We start from the raw sequence: 22,744 nt of genomic DNA on the forward strand, positions 1-22,744 counted from the left end.
AAAGATGTCAAGATAAAATCTTGTCACACTGTTCCGAGTATCTGTATACTGAAAACTAATTCTACCAGAGAGGTGATCTGATTGAAAGCAACAGGCATCGTCGTCGAATACAATCCATTCCATAACGGCCATCTTCACCATGCGAGGGAGGCTAAAAGAAAATCCGGAGCGGACGTGGTCATTGCTGTCATGAGCGGCCAATTTCTTCAACGCGGCGAGCCGGCGTTTGTGGATAAATGGGCGAGAACGGAAATGGCGCTGGCTGGTGGCATCGACCTTGTTATTGAACTTCCGTATGTCTATGCTACAGCCCAAGCCACCGATTTTGCAAAAGGCGCAATGGCATTGCTCGATGCCATTGGCTGTGAATCTTTTTGTTTCGGCAGTGAGCAAGGAGAGATTGAACCGTTTTTGCGCTCTTATCAGTTGTTGAAAGAACATTCCGTTGAGTATGAGGAAAAGATCCGTGAAGCTGTTCAAACCGGTATCAGCTACCCTCAGGCTCTGAATAGGGCCTACGCTTCACTGAGAGGGAAAAATGAAGAGTTTGCTGATTTGACGCAGCCAAATAATATCCTGGGCTTCCATTATATAGAGGCTGCTAAAAAAAGCGGTTCCACGATGAAACCGTTGACCATCCAGCGCATCGGCGCCAATTATCATGATCCTGTCACACAAGGGGTGTCGATAGCGAGCGCCACCGGCATCCGCAAAGTTCTTTTTGAAGGCGGCTCTGTAGACGGATTATCGCCTTATATGCCGCCGTCATCTTTAAAAGCCCTGCAGCAATGCCGTACTTTCGGCAGCTGGCAACAATTTTATCCTTTGCTGCGGTACGCTATCTTGAGAGAACAGCCGGAAAACATCCGCCAATTCGCAGAAGTGACGGAAGGAATTGAAAACCTGCTTTACGAAGCGGCTAAAAAAGCCCCCACATTTGACGATTTTATCGGGCTGATCAAATCCAAGCGGTACACCCGTACACGCCTGCAGCGGATGCTGACGCATATCTATACCGGCTTTACTTGGGAACAGCTTCGGTCTTACCAGGCACCTGCCTATTTGCGGCTCCTCGGCATGTCGGGAGCAGGCAGGAACTATTTGCGTCTTCAAAAAAAGAACATCGGGCTTCCCGTTATCAGCCGTGCCGCCGACTTGACGGACACGATGGGAATGCTCGATGTTCATGCAAGCACGATGTATTTACTGGGCCTTGGAACAGAGCAGTTGAAAAAAGAATATACCACACCGCCTTTTTACTTTGGTGACAGGGACTCCAAATAATCCAGTGCGTCATCTATTGTTTTGACAGGCACAATTTCCATCTCTGTATCAATGTTCTCTGCGGTTTCAACGGCCAGTTCATAATTGCTTTCAGTGGTCCCTTCTGTCAGATCATCAGGGGCAAAGAAAATTTCGATGTCTTCCGTATCGGCGGCAATCACTTTCTGGTCGATGCCGCCGATGCGTCCCACTTCTCCGTTGCTTTCCATGGTGCCCGTACCGGCAATATCATATCCTTTTGTTATATCTTCCTCCAGCAATTGATTAAGAATTTCCAATGTAAACATCAGGCCTGCAGAAGGACCGCCAATTTGCTCCGAATTGATGGTTACATCGGGTTCTGTCGTAATGTTTTTATCTTCTACGAACGAAATGCCCAAACCTGCTCGTTCCGGTTCCAAAGGCAGTGGGGAAAGCTCGATGGTTTCTGTGATTTCCCTGTCTTCCCGTTCAAACACGACTTCCACTTGCTCGCCCGCTTCTTTGCCAGAAAGATAATTGACAAATTCCTGCATATCACTGAACTCCTGCTGGTCGATCGATACGACCCGGTCTCCAGGCTGAAGCACATCTTCAGCCGCTCCCCCTTCCAGCACATTCAGCACAAAGACACCGTTATTGTTCAGTTCATATGGCATTTCGGCCTTCTCAAATGCGACTTTTAACGCATTTACCTGCGAATCAGACATCAATTTCAATTGACGCACATTGTATTCTTCCTCACTTTCGTGAGGGCTGCGCACTTGTTCAGGCTGAAGTATCTTGTAGCCGTCCTGGAACATCGAGAACAGATACAGACTGGGCGTGGCATTCATCATGGTAATCGTCATTAAACTGAGAGTGCCTTCGTCGTCTTCGTCCCCACCCTGCACTTCAACGAAAGGTGACAACTCATATGCCCCGCCCGGCCTTGATATATAAGCATCCATTTGATACGTCGACAGAAATATGGCCAATGCGGTCACAAGAACAAAAACGATTACTTTATTGTTTTTCATAGCCTCACCTCCACTTTCCTTTTCCTGCTTAAAAGCAAAAAGCCACGATGCCGTGGCTTATTGAAATTTCTGCTTTAACGCCTGTTCGACAGCTTCCGGCACCAGTCCGCTTATATTGCCGCCATACTTTGCGACTTCTTTCACTATGCTGGAACTTAAAAACGAGTATTGGTTGTTGGATACCATGAACAAGGTTTCAATATTTTCATTTAAAAAACGGTTCATTGATGTGATTTGCATTTCATATTCAAAGTCAGAAACTGCGCGAAGCCCGCGGATGATGGCATTCGCTTCTACTTTCACAGCATAATCAATCAGCAGGCCGCCAAAGGAATCCACAGTCACGTTCGGCATTTCACGAGTCACCTCTGCGATCAGCGCCATCCTTTCCTGCACATCAAACAACGGTTTTTTCGACGAATTATTCGCCACTACCACTTTTACTTCGTCAAAGACGTTGGAAGCCCTTTTGACAATATCCAAATGTCCGATTGTCATCGGGTCAAAACTTCCTGGTACAACTGCAATTTTACTCAATGGTTTCTCCCTCTTCCCCTTGGTAACGGTAAATTGAAATGATTGTATTGCCATATGATTCTTTTTTGTAACGGCTGTAGAACCTGCTTCGGTCGTTAAGTTTCACTTCAGCATCGTGCTCGCACACGACAATCGAATCTTCTGTCATAATCCCACTTTCTGCAGCTTTGTCCATTAAATCGTAAGCCTGCTTCATATGGTAAGGGGGATCGAGAAACAGAAGACGGGCTCGAATCCCTTTTTTCTTCATGGTTCTGATCGCCCGCTCTGCATCTACTTTGTATACCTCTGCATGCTCGGTTAGCTTTGTTTTTTCCAGATTAAGCCGGATTGTCTCGATTGCTTTTCGGTCTTTATCGGTAAAGATGACTGTGTCGATGCCCCTGCTCAATGCCTCAATCCCCAATCCACCGCTTCCCGCGAATAAATCAAGGGCCTTGCCGCCATCGAAAAAAGGGCCGATCATATTGAAAATGGATTCTTTTACTTTATCGGTCGTCGGCCTTGTGGTAGTGCCCGGTACCGCTTTCAAAGGCAGCCCTTTTGCTGCCCCTGCTACTACTCGCATACTATCGCCTCTTACTTTTAAAATTCTTATGCCATTGGAAGTGCTTGATGTTAAAATGAGTAGTGGAAAGGACGTGAAGTAATGATTCAACGTTTCATTGAAATAGGAGAAGGCTACGGAGATATTTATGAACTCCGTGAACTGATCTCAACAAACTCCCATCGTTTTTTGCACGGTTTTGTGTTTGCTTCTTCAAATGCAGACGGAAAGACCGTACTTTCTCTGGCAGCTGCTTTAAAACCTGCTGAAGAAGGCAATTTCATGCCAATCTATATTTGTCGTGAAGGCATACCGGAAGGATCAAAAAGACTGGAAGTTTTTGAACAGGCTGTGAAGGAACTTGATCACTTGCCGATTCATATGGCGGTCAAACATTCCTCTGCCTATGTAGACAAAACTCTATATTTTAATCACTTAATCGCTATCTTGAGGCTTAACCACTATATTCCGCCCATGCAATAATCACAGCCCGATTTTATAGTCGTATTCTTTTGCTTTATCCGGCTTGGCATTCTCGTATTCGGTTTTGATGAATGGACGGTATGATTCCAGCACTTGCTTGACATACGGCAATTTATTGAGCTTTGCTTTTGTGTTTTCAATCATATCCTGGTCCATATAAAGGACTACATACTTCAGTTTACGGGAGATAAAGTGAACATGCCCGTATTTGCGAAGTGATTTCGCCTGTTTTAAATGATGCACATAAACAATGAGGCCTTGTCGGTCACGCATAATTATCCCTCTTTTCTTAGCTTATAGAATACCACAGGAAAGAAAAAAGCCGCAACTGGGGGATAGGCGCAAGTTTCGTCAGATCCATTTTTCTAACCGGCTGGCGAATGCCATTCAAAAGCAGACTAACAATCCACTGCAGAATCCGCTATAATGGCGATAGAAATTTTTTTAAGGGGGCAATTTACAGTATGGGGAAGAAAACGAAAATAGGTCTTACAGCCGTAGCAGTGGGAGCTGCTGCATGGGCAGGATCTAAAGCAATAGCGAACCCGCAGAGCCGGCCGACTAAAAAAGTACTGAATTACAATCAGCCGGTTGTGTTGGCACACCGGGGAGGCGCTGGCATTGCTCCTGAAAATTCAATGGCTGCCTTTACTGCATCTGCTGAACTTGGAGTACACGGGTTTGAAATCGATATTCGTTTAACGAACGATGAGGAAATCATCGTTTTCCATGATGAATACCTCGACAGAACGACAGATGGAGCGGGGAAAGTGTCCGACATGACACTTGAGAAACTGCGGTCCTTCGAGCTGGGGTATCATTTCACCGATTTGAACGGACAGCATTCATACCGGGGCAAAGGCGAGCGGATTGTAACATTGCGTGAGTTGTTGGAAAAGTTCCCCCAAATGCATGTCAATATCGAGATGAAGGATTCTCCGGAAACGTATGAAGGAAGTTTGCTTCCCTCAAAATTATGGCGTCTGATCGAATCGATGGAAGTTCAGGACCGTGTCGTCGTGGCAAGTTTCTATGACGAACAAATTGACCGTTTTAACCTGTATGCCCAGAATCGCATAGCTCTTGGAGCAGGTGAAAACGAAGTGAGAAAAGCCTACTCAGCCTTTACGAGTCAATTCGGTCATCTGTATCAGCCACGGGCTGACGTATTTCAGATACCGGTAAAATCATCTGTATTCCGTCTCGATTCACCGCGTTTTATAGCGTTTTTGGAAAGCCGGAATGTTCCTGTCCATTACTGGACCATTGACGAAGCCGATGCTATGCGTGCCTTGCTTGCTGCAGGCGCAAAAGGGATTATTACGGATCGCCCGGATATAGCAGTTGAAGTTGTTTCGGAAATTGAAGACAAATAAAAAAATGTGCAGGGATTAACCTTGCACATTTTCTTATGTTTTGACTTATACGGCCGTCTGCGATGGCAGAAGACGCCATCACTGACAAGTCCTCCAGCGCTTGTCGGGGCTATACAGGCGCCTGCGCTTTTCCTATGCAGAACAAGAGCAGCTGCCGCCTGTACCACAGCTTCCTCCGCAGGACGAGTCTGAAGAAAAGAATGGATTGCTCGATGGAATCTTGACTGATTCAGATACCGATCGTCCAAGAATAAAGCTGACCTGGTCCATCAAATCCTGCAATTCATTTTCAGCAATCCGCAACGCCGCCACTGCTTCATTTAAATCCAACCGGCGTTTGTCAACACGGATCTGCTTCATCACCCGCTTATAATCCGGATGGTATTTGCCGAACCTTTGGACTTCTTCGTATTGATCTTTCAATCTTGCAAAAGCCTGAATTTCGTCTGCAAGATTTTTATCATGATAGACGGCGCGATAGGCTTCCCTGTATTGTTCGGCCTGCTCCGATTGTAAAATCATTTCGCTTAACTCTTCTGCAGAGTCAGTTATTTGAACCCATTCGTAGGTCATGATCATAAAGATTTCCTCCTCTACGGTTCAATAATAGCAGATATTACTTTATTTTAATACTTTTTGAGAGGAATGGCATGATGGAACACTTAACAAATTTATTGCAGAACATCCTGCAAAAAGGCAGTGACGAAGATATACAAGTCATTACGGATTTCCTTGCCAATATGGAGAAAAAGCAGCAAGGCGACTTCTCGACGTATTTGTCGGCCGCTCTGCATATGGAGAGGCAACTGGAACACGACAGGTGTACGATCGAGATGCCAATCACTCCCCTGATCCATAATACCGGAAAGAATCCTCATGGCGGAATATTGGCCACTCTCCTCGATACGGTCATGGGAACATTGGCAAACAGCAAATGCGATGAAGGATTCGCCGCTGTAACAACAAACTTGAATATCCATTACTTGAGTGTGGCAACAGAACAAACTTTGCGTGCCGAATCGAAAATCCTGCGAAAAGGAAAACATACCATCGTTGTGGAAGGTTATGTCCTCGAGCCGGATGGTAGATTACTTGCCAGTTCGACGGCTTCTTTTTTCATCATTCCCAAGTTCGGCTGACTCTACCTTTGCTCTGCAGCAGTCGGTTCTTGCTTCAGAAAACTTTGCGTATAATATTTCCCGAAGACCCCTACCCCGATTTGGTTATAATCACGGCTCAGCAGGGTTTTCCGGTGATCGGGAGAATTGATCCAGCCGTGCACCGCTTCTGCAGCATCATAGTATTGAGTGGCGGTGTTCTGTGCCGCTGCTTCAAAACTGATTTGAGCATCTGTTAGACGCTGGTCCAGAGCTTTCACTTCCAGCTCTTCACCAGAAGAGAAATTTTGCCTTGCCATCAATTGACTATGTTCCTTTGCCAACACATTGGCTCCCTGGTTGACAGCCAACGGCTTTCTCTGATGATGCAGACGGTAGACATTGGTCAGGTCGATGATCTGTCTGGCATTGGCTTCATCTATTGCCTGTTGGAGACTGGAAGATGGAGTGACTTTCGGCAGTAATTCACCCGAATACATCATGTCGTAAGGTTGGTGCCTGATAAGGGTTTCAGCATCGGTAAATCGGACAGCTTCCAAAACCTTATCTTCTTCATCAACATACAGCTGCGCAAAGACATCTTCAAACCCGACTAAAATCCGGCTGCTTACATCTTCTGGACCCAGATTGAATGTGTACGTATTGGTACCGTATTTGACCGTCACTTCGTTCTCAATGATAGTGAAACGATAAAGTTCATCAAGTGTCTGACCAATGGTGTAAGGTGCGGTATTAGAGGCCGTTCCCGCTGTATACACCTGCACCACTTCTCCTTCAGTGGTGCCCACCATGATGAAGTTGGCGAACGACTGATTATAGACCCACCACTCATAGCCAAAAGCGGAAGGTTCGATTCTTTCAGGCATACCGTAATCCTCCAACCACTTTTCCGTTGATTTTCCAATATATGTGGACAGTCCCTCACTTGGCCTTTCAACATCCAACGGGGATTCGTTTATTTCCGGCAGTGGCAGTGGATCAACGGTTCTTGGAGCTTCCAATGTATCGTTCTCGTTGATGGACGTATCCACATAAAAGAACACAACCAGGATGATCGACAGAATGATCATGATTCGCAATAAGTTTTTCAATCGAACAGCTCCTATTCAGTCGGCTTTATGCAATTATAACAGCCGGCTGCATTCTGACACAATCTTGCCATTGCAACAACCGCTGAATTGATCTATTATTAAAGGAGCATTCAGTCAGTTTTGAGATAGAGGAGGAGATCCTATGTATTTTGAAAATACAGGACTTGAAGAAATTCGCGTAGATTTTACTTTGCTCGAGCATATTATGGGCAAACATGGATTAACGAAAGAAGGGCAATGGGATTACGAACGAGTAACATTCGATCGGAAATTCGATGTCCGTGAAGGCAGATATTACTTACGGGTATTTGCATATGCTGTTGCTGGTGATATCGATTCCGGCGATGCCGTTGTTCATGTCATGAAACCGGTACTCGGCAAGTATTACTATCCGTTCGGCGTTGAATACGGAGAAGATGAACATTTTCCGGAACACCTGATAAAAACTTGCGCCGAAATCTTAAATTCCATTCAAAAAGAAATCGCCGCTTTTGAAATCAAAGCATAAAACTTCCGCAGTTCACCCTTGAACTGCGGTTTTTTCAAAAAATTTTTCATTATGTATTGATATTATTGGAGATAGAATAACTTAGGAGGTAAATTGTGGCAAAGTGGCTGAATAAAAAAGTTTTTACGATCCTGCTGGCACTGGTGATCGTTGCCTTATTAGCAATATACATACTGCCAATATCCATCCCTTTAATCATTGCGTTGATTACAGCCATTTTTCTCGAACCTTTTGTAGGTTTTGTCCAAAGACGCTTCAAATGGCAACGTAAACCCGCGGTCATTACAGTTTTCATTTTATTTTTGTTAATTGTTTCAGGCATCCTTTATTGGCTAGTGACACAAGTAATCGGACAGATCATCCAGATTTCAAAAAATGCTCCCGAGTATATAAATAGGATGACCGATATTTGGAACGAAGTAGAAGATTTCTTTTTCCGTTCCTCCAAAGAAATGCCCATAGAAGTTGTCACGTCATTTGAATCGGAATTTGCAGGCTTTCTGGAAGGTATCCGTGACTGGATACTAACCATCATCAATTACGATACCGTCACTAACCTGTTAACCGGCATTCCTCCTTTTCTTGTGAGTTTTATCGTTTTTCTGATTGCCTTGTTCCTGTTCATGCTCGATTTACTGCGCCTGAAAGAGTTGCTCTTTAAGCGCTTTAAAGACACAACCGCTGAAAAAGTCCGGTTTATGGCCGCTCGCCTGAACAAAGTCATCTTCGGATTTTTGAAAGCCCAATTTTTAGTAAGCTGCATCATCTTTGTTGTGTCATTGGTGGCACTGTACTTTATCACCCCGGAATACGCCTTGGTTATGTCCCTGGTCATTTGGGTGGTGGATTTCATCCCGATCCTGGGTTCCATCATCGTCCTGACTCCCTGGTTTATATATCAGTTCATCATTGGGGATGTGGTACAAGGAACTCAATTGGCCATTCTGGCATTGGTTTTGTTGATTATTCGACGGACCGTCGAGCCGAAAGTCATGGGATCCCAAATCGGGTTGTCTCCGTTGGCAACTTTGATCGCCATGTTCATCGGCCTGAAGCTTATCGGCTTTCTGGGCTTTTTCATCGGCCCATTGCTGGTCATCTTATTCACTTCAGCCAAAGAAGCCGGAATGATTAAGTTTGATTTTAAAATCTAACCAAAAAGAACCTGAAGGATGGATTTCCATCTCCTCAGGTTCTTTTTTTATCCTCCCAGTATCGCTTTGAATACAGAAGTGGTATGTCCGCCTTCATAAATAACATACAGCAGCAAATAGACCATCACTCCGGTAATTGCTGTGAAAAACCAGACAACACTTGTAACCGGTCCGATTTTCCGGTGTTTATCCAAACGGTTTTTCCAGCCCCACCAGATGGTGATCAGCCCCATAACTCCCCCAGTGGTTGCCAGGGTGATATGGAAGATTAAGAAAATCGTATAATAGATCTTATATTCATCCGGTCCTCCGAAAGACGTATTACCGACAAATATGGTACGTGATAGATATATGATGAAGAAAGTTAAGGCTGCAGCTCCTGCACCCCACATCACTTTTTTATGGGCTTCAATTTTCCGACGGCGTATCAGATTCCAGCCGATCGCTACTAATATAGCGCTTAAAACGATAAAGAAAGTACTGATCGTCGGCAATAACGGCAAATTCATCTACTTTAATCTCCTTTTAGTTCACTGAGGGTTATGTCTGTGATAAGCCATCTCTTTTCTATCCAAAATAGCTTTTGCTGTAATCTCGTCAGCGTTATTTTGCTCATTCTTGAACCATTCATAAAAGAAAAACCACAGAAAGCCGGTAAAAATTGCTTCTTGAAGCACTTTCATGACAATACCGCCGGTTCGCTGGTCTTCAATCGTCGACATGCTCGTAAACAATTCAGGGCCTGTCAGATTTAACTGAGACAACGTTCCCATCGGCACACACAAAGCCATTGCCTGCAACCAGGCTTCTCCGTTCGTATAGGTCTCGTAGAAAGGTGTATCACTGAAAATGATGAGCGCACAAGCTGGTGTCATCAATACACTCAATCCGAACAGGTAACCGATTTTCTTCAACCCATGGAACTTGAAAGTCCCTTCCAAATTGTTCGAGACAGGCCACCAATACAATATGGCAGAAACGAACAGGATAATATTTACCAACGCATGAAGAACCATGCTCGATTTCACAAAATCGAATACCATAGGTATATGATAGAACGAAAAAATGATGCTGAACAAAATCAATATAAACAATGGTCTGGTAAAAAACGTAAACAACGGTTTGACGATAGGAAGGTCAATAATCTTTCTCCACAACCAAGTCGGGATTCCCATGATGAAGAATGGTGGAATCAACAGCAGCAGCAGTCCCATCTGCAGCATGTGGACTGAAAACAGAATATGTCCAAGCAGATCAAGAGGAGCCCCTTTAATTGCATACAATAAAACCATAGCCGTCACAAAGAAAATCGCTTCTTTGCTTTTTAACGGTTCACTGTTTTTGAATTTATCTCTCCATTTAACAGTAACCAAGAAATATAGAATCGTAATGAAAACGAGGATTCCCAAGTATACCGGACTCCACAGTGCCTGAAACCCGAAAATACTGATCGGCATGCCAACATACCTCCTTTAACATAAGTACCCTCATTATATAGTGGCATCTCCCGTATATCAATGAACGAACTATGACAATTAAAAAGAAAAACGCAGGCAAAAGCGCAGACACATGAAAGAAAAAAAACCTCTTATCGATAAATCGATAAGAGGGTTTTTCAAATTCAGCTGTCTTCTTACCACCAAACGATTGTTACCAATGCCAGGATGGTGATAAAGGCAACGAACATGCCGCTGTACATGAAGAATGCGATCATGCCTGTCCCTTTTTCTTTCAAGTGCATAAAGTGATAAAGCTGCAATACCACTTGCACTGCTGCCAGCAAAAGAATGATCGGTACGATCAGGTATGGCGAGAAATCAGCTGCTACTGCTGTGAATGCAATCAACGTCAGGAAAATCATCATTGCAAACGATGTCAGCTGTCCACGCATTTCCTCTGCTCTTTTACGGCGTAGAAACTCGTATTCCGTTTGTGATCTTTCAGTTGTCTGCTCATCATGTGCCATATTATCCGATCACTCCCATCAAATAAACTACGGTAAAGATGAATACCCACACAACATCGATAAAGTGCCAGTACAGCGAAACAAGGAAGAATTTTGGTGCATTATACGTATTCAATCCCCGTTTTGCATTACGAAGCATCAATGCGATAAACCAGCAAAGCCCGAACAATACGTGTGCTCCGTGAGTACCGACCAATGTATAGAAGGCAGCACTGAAAGCACTGTGCGTATAGCCGAATCCAAGATGGACATAGTGGTTAAATTCATAAATCTCCAGACCAAGGAATGTCGCACCCAGTAAAACCGTGATTCCAAGCCATGCCTGCATCGCTTTGAAATTATGGTTTTTCATGTGGTACATGGCATAAACACTTGTTAAAGACGACGTCAATAGAATCATTGTCATCGCAAATACCAAAGGCAGTTCAAAAAGCTGGGAAGCAGAAAGTTCCATGCCGCTCGGCCCTTTGTCTTTTAATGCAAGATAAGTGGCAAAAAGCGACGCGAACGTAACTGTTTCGGCAGCAAGTAACAACCAGAAACCGACAAACTTATTTTTACCTTCCATCGTAGCCGTCTCAGGATGATCCGGCCACGTACGCGGGGTGTATTGTTTATTTAGATCCATCGGTTTCCCCCCTTTTTTGATCTTCAAGCAATTCTGCTTTTGTAATATGGAACCCTAGATCGTCTTTCAACGAACGAACAAGCATTGAAATGAATGTGATGGCCAATCCAATAATCAGTACTGGAAGCGCCCAAGGCTTATCGCCATCAAGGTGATAGAGAGCACCGAATGATGCGATGAACAACCCGAGTGAAATCACGACTGGAATAAAAGAGTTATTCGGCATATGAATATCGCCAAGAGGCTCAGCGAACGTCATGCCTTTCTTGTTCCCTTCCATTTTCTCGATCCAGTAAGAGTCCAATCCACGAACCAGTGGAGTCTGTGCAAAGTTATAGAATGGCGGTGGCGATGGAATAGCCCATTCGAGTGTCCGTCCGTCGCCCCATGGGTCATTGCCCACGCGTTCGTTTTTAACAGTAGTCATAATGACGTTGACCAGCATGATGATGACACCGATCGCCATGAACAATGCGCCGACAGAACTGATGGCGTTATACAAATCCCAGCCCTGGTCGCCGACGAACGTGTAAACACGTCTTGGCATTCCCATAAGACCAAGGAAATGCTGGATAAAGAACGTCAGGTGGAATCCGATAAAGAAGAACCAGAACGTCCATTTCCCAAGTTTTTCGTTAAGCATCGTACCGAACATTTTCGGCCAGTATAAGTGAGTACCTGCCAAAATTGCCAGTACTACCCCACCAACGATTACATAGTGGAAGTGAGCAACGATGAAATAAGAATCGTGCAATTGATAATCCAACGGCGCGATTGCCTGCATAACCCCTGTTACACCACCAGCAACAAATGATGGGATAAAGGCGATGGCATAAATCATCGGCGTTGTGAAGGTAATGCTTCCTCCCCAGATTGTCAAAAGCCAGTTAAAGATTTTAATACCTGTTGGTACAGCGATAGCCATCGTCGCCAAAGCGAAGACTGCGTTTGCAGTAGGTCCCAGCCCAACGGTAAACATGTGGTGAGCCCAAACCATGAAACCGTAGAAACCGATCAGGATTGTCGCAAACACCAAAGCTGTATATCCGAAAAGACGTTTGCGTGAGAAAATCGCAAAGATTTCGGAGAAAATACCGAAAGCAGGCAATACCAGGATATATACTTCAGGGTGACCAAAGATCCAGAATAAGTGCTCCCAGATAATCGTGTTACCGCCCATTGTTACATCAAAGAAGTTCGCCCCGAACATACGGTCAAATACCATGAAGAAAATACCGACAGTAAGTGGTGGGAAAGCAAAAATGATCAATACAGACGCTACGAATGTCGTCCATGTAAAGAGCGGCATTCTCATGTACGTCATCCCAGGGGCACGCATATTGATGATGGTAACTACAAAGTTGATACCAGCAATCAACGTACCAAAACCTGAAATCGTCAAACCAAGTGCATAGAAGTCGATACCATGACCTTCAGATGCAATGGCCAAAGACGCATAGTTTGTCCATCCTGCATCCGGTGCGCCTCCCATGAACCAGGAAAGGTTCAAGAAAATACCACCAAACAGGAACAGCCAAAAACCAAGTGAATTCAAAAATGGAAACGCTACGTCACGTGCACCGATTTGCAAAGGCATGACAGCGTTCATAAATGCCAATAACAAAGGCATGGCAGCCAGGAAAATCATGGTGGTTCCGTGCATGGTCATTACTTCGTTATATGTACCAGCACTCAAGAAGTCATTTCCTGCTTTCATTAATTGGATTCGGATTAACATCGCTTCCAATCCACCTACCAGGAAGAAAAATCCGCCCGAGATCAGATAGAGGATGGCGATTTTTTTATGGTCTACTGTTGTCATGTAGTCCCATATCGTAGCACCGAAGCCCTTTTTTTGAGCAATAGAACTCACAATGTATACCTCCCTTTTTAAGCTTCGATTCTTTTATTCTTCAACGGTCAAGCCCATCAGATAAGCTGCAAGAGCATCCAGTTCTTGATCAGAGAAAGGTTCTCCACCGTTTAAGGTTTCATCGTCCGGCATCAAGTTACCGGGTTTGTACTCTTGTGGATCAGAAATCCAGTTTTTCAGGTTCTCTTCATCGTGCTCAAGGTAACCTGCAACACGGTTTCGATCACCGAATGTCGCTAAGTTTGGTCCAACAGCGCCGCTCGTGCCTGTGCCTGAAGTAGCGTGGCATGCGATACAGCCTGCACCGTCAGCTCCGAAGAGTTCCTCACCCTGCTGAGCAAGATCTCCTTCGACAGGAGCTGGTTCTTCTTCCTGCATAGCAGCAACCCATTGGTCGAAGTCTTCGGCATTCATTGTTTTCACCTTAAAGTCCATCAATGCGTGGGAAGGACCACATAGCTCAGCACATTTTCCGTAGAAAACACCATCATCCAATTCAGATGATTCCTGATCAAATGTCAGGTAGAATGTGTTGACGTTTTCAGGGTTAACGTCCAGTTTACCGCCAATAGACGGAATCCAGAATGAGTGTTTTACATCAGCTGCGATTAAGTTAAAGTAGACACGCTCATCTGTTGGTACTACCAACTCCTGTGCAGTTACAATCCCGTATTCAGGATATTCGAACTCCCACCAATACAGCTTGCCTGTGACGTTGACTGTCAAGTTTGTCATGCCGTCGCCTTCTTCCGCTTCAACGTCCATTGTGGAAATGTCCGCTAAGTCAAACGTCGAATACACGGTAGGAACAGCTAAGATCAAAAGCAATACGATCGGCACAGCTGTCCAGATAAATTCCAATCTGGAACTTCCTTCAACTTGTTCAGGAATCAACTCATCCCCCAATTTGGAACGGCGGAATTTCACAAGTGCCAAAACATAAATGATTACTACAACTACAATTACAAACAGCATGACTGCAGATGACAAAATCAGTAGGTTAAACTGATCGGCAGCCACTTCACCGGCCGGTATTAATGTGGAGATTTCTTTCTGCCCGCATCCTGCCAGAAAGACCAGCAATGCTGACAACAATGCGAACAGGCGCCACTTTTTAAGCCCATTTACCATAGTTTTTCAAACCCCTCTTCCATTTAAATATTTTTGTTCTGTCATGATGAAAATTAAACGAAGACGGCAAAAATGATCATCGAAACGAATAGGATCGTCATATAGTTCAATGAATAGACAAACATCGTCTTCGCCCATTTCAAATCATCTTCCACTTTGAATCCACGCAGTGCAAGCACCAGCCAGCCAATATTCAATAGTGTCGCCAAGATGATGAAGCCGATTCCAAGCTCCATTAATAGAAATGGCAGAGGGAACAGCGCAATTACCCATGCAAGCATGGATTTTTTTGTCCGGTGAAATCCTTTGATCACCGGAAGCATCGGGATGTTTGCAGCGCGGTATTCTTCAGTACGCTTCATAGCCAGTGCATAGAAATGCGGTGGCTGCCAGATGAACATGATCAAAAACAGAGCCCATGCCCCTGTACCAAGCGCTGGCTCTACAGCAGCCCATCCAATAAGCGGCGGTATTGCTCCGGAAATGCTCCCCACTATTGTATTGCTGACATGCTTTCTTTTCGACCACATGGAATAGAGGACGACATAAGCTAAAATTCCTGCGATTCCTAAAATGCCGGCTGATACAGATGCAGAAAACAGAAATATTTCGCCTATAACAATGAAAGACAAAGCGAGTGCCAATACAGCAGAAGGCTTAAATCTCCCTGTCACTGTCGGGCGCGACTTTTTGCTGGACATCAATGGATCAATATCAGTGTCAATGTAGTTGTTCATTGCAGCAGAACCCGCAATAATCAGCGCTGCACCGACAATCGTATAAACCAGGATATCCAATTCCTGCAGAAAATGGCGATCCGAAAACTGAAAAGCCAACCACAATCCTGTAAACACAGTGATCAAGTTCGAGTTCACAATACCGATTTTGATCAGTGCCAGAAAATCTTTTATGAATGTGGAAGTTTCCGGCGTTTGTGCGACTTCCGCAGACAAAGAGCGGCCGTTTGACATACTACCCCCTCCTTTCAAAGTTGTAAGCATATTCCGCTAATCATAACTATATCTAAATTTCGGTTCCTTTTCTACAACTAACCGAAATTTCCCGATAAAAGCCATGACTTTCATGTAATTTGCCTCAGAAATATGCTCCTCTCATCATACATGAGAAGGTGAATTATTTTAACATAGAAAACCAAATGTTTTTGAACAGTTTGTGAAGCACTGCCGGATTATGTCCAAATATCGAAAGTTTCCGCTATTCCTCGTTTTCCGTTGTGTTTTACAAAAACTTTCGATATTATCGAGTATGCAGGCAACAGGAAAACAGATAGTTTTAAGATAAAAAAGTGGGTGGCATACTTGCAGCAAAATAAATATATCAAGTGGTTTGCCGTAGCAGCTACCATAGGAATGCTTTTAATCCTTCTTGGTGGGGCACTTGTTACAAAAACCGAAAGCGGAATGGGCTGTGGCCGACACTGGCCCGGCTGTAATGGCCAACTGATTCCGGATGAAATCACCGTGGAAGTTCTGATTGAATTTTCTCACCGTCTTGTGACGGGAACGGTTGGAATTTTGATTGTCATTTTAGCCGTATGGTCCTGGAAAAAATTCGGCCATATTCGAGAAACGAAATTTTTAGCAGCAATGGCTGTGTTCTTTTTGATTTTACAGGCATTGATCGGTGCCGCACAAGTATTGTGGGGCCAGGGAGACTTCATCCTTGCTCTTCATTTTGGAATATCACTTATATCGTTTGCTTCCGTTTTATTGTTGACGTTGTTGATCTTTGAAGTTGACCGGAAGTTTGACGCTGACCATTTGCGAATCGGTCCCAAGTTGAAATTTCACACAATCGGCGTCACTTTGTATTCGTATATCGTGGTTTATACCGGTGCTCTCGTGCGCCATACAGAATCCAGTTTGATTTGTTCCGATTGGCCTTTGTGCCGCAATGACAGCTTCGCTTTGCCGAACAATATGTATGAATGGGTACAGATGGGACATCGTTTCGCCGCTGCACTGATTGTCATATGGCTCGGTTATATCGCTTGGCACGCCTTTACACAGTACAAAGAGCAGCGGGCAATCTATTGGGGATGGATTATTGCATTCATCATTGTTCTTTTACAAGCGACCACCGGGATGCTGGTCGTTTTGACAAAATTGAACCTGGCCGTAGCCTTGCTTCATTCATTGCTGATTTCTTTATTGTTCGGTCTTCTATGTTACATGGTGCTCCTCGTTTCGAGAAGCCGTTCAAAAGCGAAAAATTAAAACAGACGGTGCAGAATCTGCACCGTCTGTTTTTTTGGCTGTCAATAACCATAATCCTGTCAGCTTTTCCCGTTCCAGCCGGACACTTTCAGCAGAGACAAAAGCACAAGGTCTCAACGGGACTGTCCTGCGGAATATCGAGTTACTGAAACGTACGTTTACTCTCTATCCATTTCAATCAACAGATCCCCTGTTGAAATGCCTTCATTGGCACCTACGTGGATTGCTTTGACAACACCGTTGAACGGAGCTTGCACCGTCGTTTCCATCTTCATCGCTTCTGTTACGAGCAAATGATCACCACGCTGCACTTTCGCGCCATTCTCCGTCAGCACTTTCAACACAGTCCCCGGCATAGTGGCCGCAATATGGGATTCGTTGGTCATGTCCGCTTTTGGTTTGACGGCACTGTCTGTTTCCACTGTCATATCCTGAATGTGGACTTCTCTCGGCTGACCGTTCAGTTCAAAATAAATGATCCGGGTGCCATCTTTTTGAGGTTCTCCGATGGAAACCAGTTTGACCATCAGCGTTTTCCCTTTTTCGATTTCGACTTCAATTTCTTCATCCAGCCTCATGCCGTAAAGGAATGTCAGTGTATCCAGTACAGACACATCACCGAATTGCATATTCGTTTTCGAGTATTCTTCGAAGACTTTTGGATACAGGGCATAAGCCAGTACTTCATGGCTGGTGATCGGACGTTCCAGCATATCGTAGAGAGATGTCTTAATGGCATCGAAATTGGCTGGCTCGAGCAATTCTCCCGGACGCACAGTAATCGGCTCTCTTCCTTTTAAAATCACTTTTTGCAGTTCTTTCGGGAATCCGCCATATGGTTGTCCGATATACCCTTCAAAAAACTCGATGACCGATTCCGGAAAATCGATTTTTTCGCCTTTTGTCAACACCGTCGTTTCATCCAAGCCGTTCTGGACCATGAACAAAGCCATGTCACCGACGACTTTCGAAGATGGTGTAACTTTTACCACATCGCCGAATAATAAGTTAACACGGGAGTACATTGATTTTACTTCTTCCCAGCGCGTGCCAAGCCCGACGGCTTTTGCCTGCTGCTGGAGATTGCTGTATTGGCCGCCCGGCATTTCGTGTTCGTAGATTTCGGAATGCGGGCTGTTCATGCCGCTTTCGAAATCGGCGTAGTATTTGCGCACATCTTCCCAATAATGCGACAACTTTTCATATGACTTGATGTCGCCTCTGACTTCCCTGCTGCCGCCTTTCATTGCATAATGAAGCGAATTGGCACTTGGCTGTGAGGTCAATCCAGACATCGTTCCAAGAGCGGTATCAACAATATCGACCCCTGCTTCAATCGCTTTGGAATACAGGTAAATCCCGTTGCCGCTGGTATCATGCGTATGAAGATGAATCGGCAATGACACGGTATCCTTCAATTCTGAAATCAGGCGATACGCCGCTTCCGGCTTTAATAAGCCTGCCATGTCCTTTATCGCTAAAATATGGGCGCCTGACGCTTCTAATTCCTTCGCCATTTTCTTATAATAATCCACCGTGTATTTGTCCCGGCTTGGATCCAGCAGATCCCCTGCGTAACAAATTGCCGCTTCGGCTACTTTTCCGGACTGGCGGACTTCATCAATCGCCACTTCCATTCCTTTGATCCAATTCAAACTATCGAATATTCGGAACACATCGATGCCGGCTTCGGCAGATTTGCGTACGAATTCCCGGATGACATTGTCAGGATAATTTTTATAACCGACTGCATTGGCACCACGGAACAGCATCTGGAACAGGACATTGGGTACTTGTTCACGCAGCTTGATCAGGCGCTGCCATGGGTCTTCTTTGAGGAACCGGTACGATACATCGAACGTCGCTCCTCCCCACATTTCCATTGAAAACAAGTCGTGCTGGAGATGGGCCGTCTCTTTAGCGATTTCAAACATGTCATAAGAGCGCAGGCGAGTAGCCAGCAGTGATTGGTGAGCATCACGGAACGTGGTATCCGTCAGCAATACCTCTTTTTGTTCATGAATCCATTTCGTCAAGCCTTCCGGGCCTTGTTCATCCAATATCTGCTTGGTGCCGGCAGGAATGCTTTGTGTAAAATCGACTGACGGCTTTCTCGGAAATGAATGGATCGGCTTCTTTTTCTTTTCAATGCCAGGAAACCCATTGACCGTAACATTGCCGATATAACTGAGCAATTTGGTTCCCCGGTCTTTCCGTACAGGAAAAATAAACAGCTGGGGAGTTGAATCGATAAAGCTGGTATCAAAATCCCCCTTTAAGAAATTGGGGTGTTTGACAACGTTTTCAAGAAACGGAATATTGGTTTTTATACCCCGGATCCGGAATTCCTGGAGATTGCGGTCCATTTTTGCAGCCGCTTCCTTGAAAGTCACTGCCCATGTCGACAATTTAACAAGCAAAGAGTCATAATACGGAGAAATGACTGCTCCCTGGAAGCCGTTTCCGGCATCTAGACGTACTCCGAAACCACCGCCTGAACGATATACCATCAACTTTCCTGCATCCGGCATAAAGTCGTTCAATGGATCTTCTGTTGTCACACGGGATTGAATGGCAAAACCGAAAAGCGGAATGTCTTGCTGTGCCGGAATACCGATTTGCTCGCTGTGGAGCTGATGACCGCGTGCAATGTTTATCTGGGCATGAACAATGTCGATTCCGGTGACCATCTCGGTGATGGTATGCTCTACCTGGATTCTTGGGTTGACTTCGATGAAGTAAAACTCATCGCCCGCCACCAGAAATTCAACGGTGCCGGCATTTATGTACTTGATATTTTTCATAAGTTTGACTGCGGCATTACAGATTTCATTGCGCAGTTGTGGACTGATTGAGTTAGACGGGGCTATTTCGACTACTTTCTGGTGACGGCGTTGAATTGAACAATCTCTTTCATATAAGTGAATGATATTGCCGTCCGTGTCACCCAGAATTTGTACTTCGATGTGTTTCGGCTTATCGACGAATTTCTCGACATACATTTCATCAGATCCGAAAGCCGCTTTTGCTTCCGATTTGGCGCGTTCGTAGGCAGAAGCGAGTTCTTCCTCCGTTTTGACGATGCGCATTCCGCGTCCGCCACCGCCAAGTGAAGCTTTGATCATCAACGGGAAACCGGCTGTTTTACTGAATTCTTCCACTTCCTGAAGCGAATCCACAGGTCCGTCCGTACCAGGAATGACCGGTATTCCAGCTGCAATCGCTTGTTCCCTCGCTTTTACTTTGTCACCGAACATATCCAAGTGTTTAGAAGTCGGTCCGATGAAGATCAATCCTTCTTCTTCGCAGCGACGGGCAAAATTCACGTTTTCAGAAAGAAATCCGTATCCTGGATGAATGGCGTCCACATCTGAATCTTTCGCAATTCGGATAATGTCTTCAATGTCCAGATAAGCATCAATCGGCTTTTTTCCTTTGCCGACCAAATATGCCTCGTCTGCTTTGTAACGATGAAAAGATCCACTGTCTTCCTGCGAATAAATCGCAACTGTCCGAAGATTCAGTTCAGTACAGGCGCGGAAAATCCGTATGGCAATTTCTCCGCGGTTGGCTACTAAGATTTTCTTAATCGTTTTCAACCTGAAACACACCCCTTATTTTTTTGTTTTTTCCAGCTTATGGAACATGGAAACATTCATCAACACTCCCATAGCTAACGATAACAAAATAACCGAAGTTCCGCCATAGCTAATAAAAGGGAGCGTGACACCTGTTAACGGAATAAGCCCCGTCAAGCCGCCCAAGTTTACGAAAGATTGAATGCCGATCATGCTGGCTATGCCAGCCGCCAGCATCCTGGCCAAAGGTTCTTTCGTGGTCATCGCAATGCCGAGTGCACGCAGCACGATAAAGGCCAGACCGCCAATGACAAAAATCACACCAAGGACCCCAAGCTCCTCTGCAATGATCGCCATGATGAAGTCAGTATGGGGTTCCGGTACGTACCCCAGTTTCTGGATAGACTGTCCGAGACCGAGACCGCTCAAGCCGCCAGAGCCGATGGCCAGATACCCATTGACGATCTGCAGACCAAATCCAAGCTCATCACTGAATGGATTGAAAAAGGCTTCCAGACGGCCCAGCCGCTTTTCTGTGAAAATGGAATCCTGGGCAAAGATGATGAAAGGGACGATAAAAACGGAAACTGCCACAATGACAAGACCGGACAGTTTGAAAAACGTCTTCATGTAAATCCCACTGGCCGCCATGACACATAGCCCAACGGCTCCAATGATGGCCATAGATCCCAAATCCGGTTCCCGGAAGACGGAAAAAAGGACCAGAGCCAAGATGGTAACCGGCGGAATGATGGATTCGTTCAATTTATTGAGTGTGCCGTTTTTATACTTATTGGAAAAAACACCTGCCAGGTAAAAAATGATGCCGACTTTTGCGATTTCAGATGGCTGTATGCTGGCAAACCCCAAATTAATCCAGCTTTGCGCCCCTCCCCCTTCATAGCCAAGAAAGTGGACCAGCACCAAGCCTGTAAACATGACAAGCAGCACTGTCATCATCATTCGTTTTTTACTGAAATGCTTATAAGGGAATATGGAAGCGACAAGAAACGCCGGTATTGCCAAAAGCAGGTTCAATTTCTGGTTTTCGTAAAAATAGTCAGCTTCGTAACCATATCTATTGACAGACCAGGCCATACTGGCACTGTAAATCATCACCAGACCGAACAGGACCAAGGCGATGTATGTAAAAAACAACGGGTAATCAAAATTTTTTGCGTATCTCTTGATGTATGGTTTCATTGTTCAACCTCATTTGCATTATTTGTTTAGTAAAAAAACTCAAACAAAGTTCGTTTGAGTTTTTAGTCATTTATTTGTATACGCTTCATGCAGAATTGAAAGCTTCTTCTCAAGCGTATCCATTAAATTTTTGCCGACTTCACGTTCAATTAACCCGAGCTTTACTGCAAAGTCGATTTCCCGTGACAGACCAAACATCTGAGTGTCAAGTACTTCTTCATATAAAGGACAAGAAGGCAAAGTCAAATGATCCATTTGGACTTTGATCAATTGTTCGATTTTTTCTGCATCTGCCTTGAGGAGTTCTAACGCTTTCAGTTGATATGTCTGTTCCTGAGTATGTTCCATGAGGACTCCCCCATTTATTGATATTTCACCATGTGAACTCCTTTAAAGTGTATCTTTTAACCAATGAAATTGCAAGCCTCTATCTGGATTAGAATTAATCCCTTTGGGAATTTGACAAGAAAAGGTATACTTGATGAGAGAGTGATTATTTTGGAGGGTTAAGCAATGGAATTTATCATACCGTTTAAAGGTGAAGTAAAATTTAAACTTACATTGGATCCCACTGTCTGGATCTTTGATGACCGTAAAATCGATTTGGACACATTCTTCATCGAAGGTGCCGTCAAACGAGACGAGCTTGAAGAATACAAGCGTGGCATGGGCGAACATTGGTCCAGAGAAATCATGGAGGGGGCTACAGTGCCGCCTACACTGAATTCCGAAAAGAAATTCAAACGACAGGAAAAACAGGACATGCTGACAAAAACGTTTGGCATGGAGTTCAAGCCGTTCCTCGAGAATGCCGAGCCTTCCGAGCAGGCCACAACGGTTGTTTTTGAAACGGCACATGGAGAACAGGCTTTTCCGATTGAAAAATCGAAAGAACTGATTTTTAAGTTCAGCGAAAATGGAAAGCCCTTAAGAGAAGACGGGCCTGTCCATATTCTTTTGCCTGACGGGTCAAACCGGGACAATCCCATTACGGACGTGACCGCAATTCGAGTCGAATAGGAGTGAAGAGTC

At 44.8% G+C, this 22,744-nt stretch carries 24 protein-coding genes; 8 read left to right on the forward strand and 16 right to left on the reverse strand.

Annotated features, from left to right (window positions below):
• Positions 1-81 precede the first annotated feature (81 nt).
• Positions 82-1,284, forward strand: coding sequence for a nucleotidyltransferase (locus EEX84_RS04515; protein WP_123164391.1), 1,203 nt, complete (start codon positions 82-84; stop codon positions 1,282-1,284).
• Here EEX84_RS04515 and EEX84_RS04520 read toward each other — a convergent pair.
• Genes EEX84_RS04520 through rsmD form a run of 3 tightly spaced genes read right to left on the reverse strand, consistent with a single transcriptional unit; the run spans position 1,257 to position 3,387 of the window.
• The gene (locus tag EEX84_RS04520) at positions 1,257-2,282 is read right to left on the reverse strand and encodes a SepM family pheromone-processing serine protease (RefSeq protein WP_123164392.1); all 1,026 of its coding nucleotides are present in this window, start codon (positions 2,280-2,282) and stop codon (positions 1,257-1,259) included. The genes EEX84_RS04515 and EEX84_RS04520 overlap by 28 nt on opposite strands.
• Before the next feature lie 57 nt (positions 2,283-2,339).
• On the reverse strand, positions 2,340-2,819 hold the full coding sequence (gene coaD / locus EEX84_RS04525; protein ID WP_123164393.1) for a pantetheine-phosphate adenylyltransferase: 480 nt from the start codon (positions 2,817-2,819) through the stop codon (positions 2,340-2,342).
• Positions 2,812-3,387 (reverse strand): 16S rRNA (guanine(966)-N(2))-methyltransferase RsmD, encoded by a 576-nt coding sequence (gene rsmD, locus EEX84_RS04530; protein WP_123164394.1) that lies wholly within the window; start codon positions 3,385-3,387, stop codon positions 2,812-2,814. The genes coaD and rsmD overlap by 8 nt, the downstream gene beginning before the upstream one ends.
• An 81-nt stretch (positions 3,388-3,468) precedes the next feature.
• Here rsmD and EEX84_RS04535 point away from each other — a divergent pair, with 81 nt between their 5' ends.
• A complete protein-coding gene (locus EEX84_RS04535) occupies positions 3,469-3,849 on the forward strand; it encodes a DUF7147 family protein (RefSeq protein ID WP_123164395.1) in 381 nt (126 codons plus the stop codon).
• Here EEX84_RS04535 and EEX84_RS04540 read toward each other — a convergent pair whose 3' ends face one another.
• Entirely contained in the window at positions 3,850-4,122 is a 273-nt protein-coding gene (locus tag EEX84_RS04540) for a YlbG family protein (RefSeq protein ID WP_123164396.1), read from the reverse strand.
• 191 nt (positions 4,123-4,313) lie between these two features.
• On the opposite strand from EEX84_RS04540, the gene EEX84_RS04545 reads away from it, so the two are divergent.
• A complete protein-coding gene (locus tag EEX84_RS04545) occupies positions 4,314-5,225 on the forward strand; it encodes a glycerophosphodiester phosphodiesterase family protein (RefSeq protein WP_123164397.1) in 912 nt (303 codons plus the stop codon).
• A gap of 132 nt (positions 5,226-5,357) precedes the next feature.
• Here the strand turns inward: EEX84_RS04545 and EEX84_RS04550 are convergent, their stop codons facing one another.
• Positions 5,358-5,804 (reverse strand): YlbF/YmcA family competence regulator, encoded by a 447-nt coding sequence (locus tag EEX84_RS04550; protein WP_123164398.1) that lies wholly within the window; start codon positions 5,802-5,804, stop codon positions 5,358-5,360.
• Between the two features lie 74 nt (positions 5,805-5,878).
• On the opposite strand from EEX84_RS04550, the gene EEX84_RS04555 reads away from it, so the two are divergent.
• A complete protein-coding gene (locus EEX84_RS04555; protein WP_240033912.1) occupies positions 5,879-6,364 on the forward strand; it encodes a PaaI family thioesterase in 486 nt (161 codons plus the stop codon).
• A gap of 2 nt (positions 6,365-6,366) precedes the next feature.
• Here the strand turns inward: EEX84_RS04555 and EEX84_RS04560 are convergent, their stop codons facing one another.
• Positions 6,367-7,434, reverse strand: coding sequence for a CAP domain-containing protein (locus EEX84_RS04560; protein ID WP_123164400.1), 1,068 nt, complete (start codon positions 7,432-7,434; stop codon positions 6,367-6,369).
• 142 nt (positions 7,435-7,576) lie between these two features.
• Between EEX84_RS04560 and EEX84_RS04565 the strand changes: the two genes are divergently transcribed.
• The gene (locus EEX84_RS04565; RefSeq protein WP_123164401.1) at positions 7,577-7,942 is read left to right on the forward strand and encodes a YugN family protein; all 366 of its coding nucleotides are present in this window, start codon (positions 7,577-7,579) and stop codon (positions 7,940-7,942) included.
• A 95-nt stretch (positions 7,943-8,037) separates the two neighbouring features.
• Positions 8,038-9,096 carry a sporulation integral membrane protein YtvI gene (gene ytvI / locus EEX84_RS04570; protein WP_123164402.1) on the forward strand — a complete coding sequence of 353 codons (1,059 nt, stop codon included), beginning with the start codon at positions 8,038-8,040 and terminating at the stop codon, positions 9,094-9,096.
• Between the two features lie 47 nt (positions 9,097-9,143).
• Here ytvI and EEX84_RS04575 read toward each other — a convergent pair whose 3' ends face one another.
• From EEX84_RS04575 to cyoE, 7 genes are all read right to left on the reverse strand, one after another.
• A complete protein-coding gene (locus EEX84_RS04575; protein WP_123164403.1) occupies positions 9,144-9,605 on the reverse strand; it encodes a DUF420 domain-containing protein in 462 nt (153 codons plus the stop codon).
• Between the two features lie 21 nt (positions 9,606-9,626).
• Positions 9,627-10,553 carry a cytochrome c oxidase assembly factor CtaG gene (ctaG, locus tag EEX84_RS04580; protein WP_123164404.1) on the reverse strand — a complete coding sequence of 309 codons (927 nt, stop codon included), beginning with the start codon at positions 10,551-10,553 and terminating at the stop codon, positions 9,627-9,629.
• A gap of 176 nt (positions 10,554-10,729) precedes the next feature.
• The gene (gene ctaF / locus EEX84_RS04585) at positions 10,730-11,062 is read right to left on the reverse strand and encodes a cytochrome c oxidase subunit IVB (RefSeq protein ID WP_123164405.1); all 333 of its coding nucleotides are present in this window, start codon (positions 11,060-11,062) and stop codon (positions 10,730-10,732) included.
• 1 nt (position 11,063) lies between these two features.
• On the reverse strand, positions 11,064-11,690 hold the full coding sequence (locus EEX84_RS04590; protein ID WP_123164406.1) for a cytochrome (ubi)quinol oxidase subunit III: 627 nt from the start codon (positions 11,688-11,690) through the stop codon (positions 11,064-11,066).
• A complete protein-coding gene (gene ctaD / locus EEX84_RS04595; RefSeq protein WP_123164407.1) occupies positions 11,677-13,563 on the reverse strand; it encodes a cytochrome c oxidase subunit I in 1,887 nt (628 codons plus the stop codon). The genes EEX84_RS04590 and ctaD overlap by 14 nt, the downstream gene beginning before the upstream one ends.
• A gap of 33 nt (positions 13,564-13,596) precedes the next feature.
• Positions 13,597-14,694 carry a cytochrome c oxidase subunit II gene (gene coxB, locus EEX84_RS04600; protein ID WP_123164408.1) on the reverse strand — a complete coding sequence of 366 codons (1,098 nt, stop codon included), beginning with the start codon at positions 14,692-14,694 and terminating at the stop codon, positions 13,597-13,599.
• Between the two features lie 53 nt (positions 14,695-14,747).
• Complete coding sequence (gene cyoE / locus EEX84_RS04605) at positions 14,748-15,665, reverse strand: heme o synthase (RefSeq protein WP_123164409.1); 918 nt, start codon at positions 15,663-15,665, stop codon at positions 14,748-14,750.
• Between the two features lie 348 nt (positions 15,666-16,013).
• Here cyoE and EEX84_RS04610 point away from each other — a divergent pair, with 348 nt between their 5' ends.
• The gene (locus EEX84_RS04610) at positions 16,014-16,931 is read left to right on the forward strand and encodes a COX15/CtaA family protein (RefSeq protein WP_123164410.1); all 918 of its coding nucleotides are present in this window, start codon (positions 16,014-16,016) and stop codon (positions 16,929-16,931) included.
• Positions 16,932-17,089: 158 nt separating this feature from the next.
• Here EEX84_RS04610 and pyc read toward each other — a convergent pair whose 3' ends face one another.
• The 3 genes from pyc to EEX84_RS04625 form a co-directional block, all read right to left on the reverse strand.
• Complete coding sequence (pyc, locus tag EEX84_RS04615; RefSeq protein ID WP_123164411.1) at positions 17,090-20,530, reverse strand: pyruvate carboxylase; 3,441 nt, start codon at positions 20,528-20,530, stop codon at positions 17,090-17,092.
• A 15-nt stretch (positions 20,531-20,545) separates the two neighbouring features.
• Positions 20,546-21,712 carry an FtsW/RodA/SpoVE family cell cycle protein gene (locus EEX84_RS04620; protein ID WP_123164412.1) on the reverse strand — a complete coding sequence of 389 codons (1,167 nt, stop codon included), beginning with the start codon at positions 21,710-21,712 and terminating at the stop codon, positions 20,546-20,548.
• A gap of 66 nt (positions 21,713-21,778) precedes the next feature.
• The gene (locus EEX84_RS04625) at positions 21,779-22,060 is read right to left on the reverse strand and encodes an Fpa/YlaN family protein (RefSeq protein ID WP_123164413.1); all 282 of its coding nucleotides are present in this window, start codon (positions 22,058-22,060) and stop codon (positions 21,779-21,781) included.
• Positions 22,061-22,225: 165 nt separating this feature from the next.
• On the opposite strand from EEX84_RS04625, the gene EEX84_RS04630 reads away from it, so the two are divergent.
• Positions 22,226-22,732 carry a peptidyl-prolyl cis-trans isomerase gene (locus tag EEX84_RS04630; RefSeq protein ID WP_123164414.1) on the forward strand — a complete coding sequence of 169 codons (507 nt, stop codon included), beginning with the start codon at positions 22,226-22,228 and terminating at the stop codon, positions 22,730-22,732.
• Positions 22,733-22,744: the final 12 nt, after the last annotated feature.

The sequence above is a fragment of the Planococcus salinus genome (assembly GCF_003719725.1).
Taxonomy (GTDB): Bacteria; Bacillota; Bacilli; order Bacillales_A; family Planococcaceae; genus Planococcus; species Planococcus salinus.

Excerpts from the sequence above, each read along its gene's own strand:
- rsmD (WP_123164394.1), bottom strand. The coding sequence starts at position 3,387 with ATGCGAGTAGTAGCAGGGGCAGCAAAAGGGCTGCCTTTGAAAGCGGTA.
- EEX84_RS04625 (WP_123164413.1), bottom strand. The coding sequence starts at position 22,060 with ATGGAACATACTCAGGAACAGACATATCAACTGAAAGCGTTAGAACTC.
- EEX84_RS04545 (WP_123164397.1), top strand. The coding sequence starts at position 4,314 with ATGGGGAAGAAAACGAAAATAGGTCTTACAGCCGTAGCAGTGGGAGCT.
- EEX84_RS04535 (WP_123164395.1), top strand. The coding sequence starts at position 3,469 with ATGATTCAACGTTTCATTGAAATAGGAGAAGGCTACGGAGATATTTAT.
- EEX84_RS04575 (WP_123164403.1), bottom strand. The coding sequence starts at position 9,605 with ATGAATTTGCCGTTATTGCCGACGATCAGTACTTTCTTTATCGTTTTA.
- EEX84_RS04520 (WP_123164392.1), bottom strand. The coding sequence starts at position 2,282 with ATGAAAAACAATAAAGTAATCGTTTTTGTTCTTGTGACCGCATTGGCC.
- coxB (WP_123164408.1), bottom strand. The coding sequence starts at position 14,694 with ATGGTAAATGGGCTTAAAAAGTGGCGCCTGTTCGCATTGTTGTCAGCA.
- EEX84_RS04555 (WP_240033912.1), top strand. The coding sequence starts at position 5,879 with ATGGAACACTTAACAAATTTATTGCAGAACATCCTGCAAAAAGGCAGT.
- EEX84_RS04565 (WP_123164401.1), top strand. The coding sequence starts at position 7,577 with ATGTATTTTGAAAATACAGGACTTGAAGAAATTCGCGTAGATTTTACT.
- EEX84_RS04630 (WP_123164414.1), top strand. The coding sequence starts at position 22,226 with ATGGAATTTATCATACCGTTTAAAGGTGAAGTAAAATTTAAACTTACA.
- ctaG (WP_123164404.1), bottom strand. The coding sequence starts at position 10,553 with ATGCCGATCAGTATTTTCGGGTTTCAGGCACTGTGGAGTCCGGTATAC.
- EEX84_RS04620 (WP_123164412.1), bottom strand. The coding sequence starts at position 21,712 with ATGAAACCATACATCAAGAGATACGCAAAAAATTTTGATTACCCGTTG.
- EEX84_RS04590 (WP_123164406.1), bottom strand. The coding sequence starts at position 11,690 with ATGGATCTAAATAAACAATACACCCCGCGTACGTGGCCGGATCATCCT.
- ctaF (WP_123164405.1), bottom strand. The coding sequence starts at position 11,062 with ATGGCACATGATGAGCAGACAACTGAAAGATCACAAACGGAATACGAG.
- EEX84_RS04540 (WP_123164396.1), bottom strand. The coding sequence starts at position 4,122 with ATGCGTGACCGACAAGGCCTCATTGTTTATGTGCATCATTTAAAACAG.
- EEX84_RS04550 (WP_123164398.1), bottom strand. The coding sequence starts at position 5,804 with ATGATCATGACCTACGAATGGGTTCAAATAACTGACTCTGCAGAAGAG.
- cyoE (WP_123164409.1), bottom strand. The coding sequence starts at position 15,665 with ATGTCAAACGGCCGCTCTTTGTCTGCGGAAGTCGCACAAACGCCGGAA.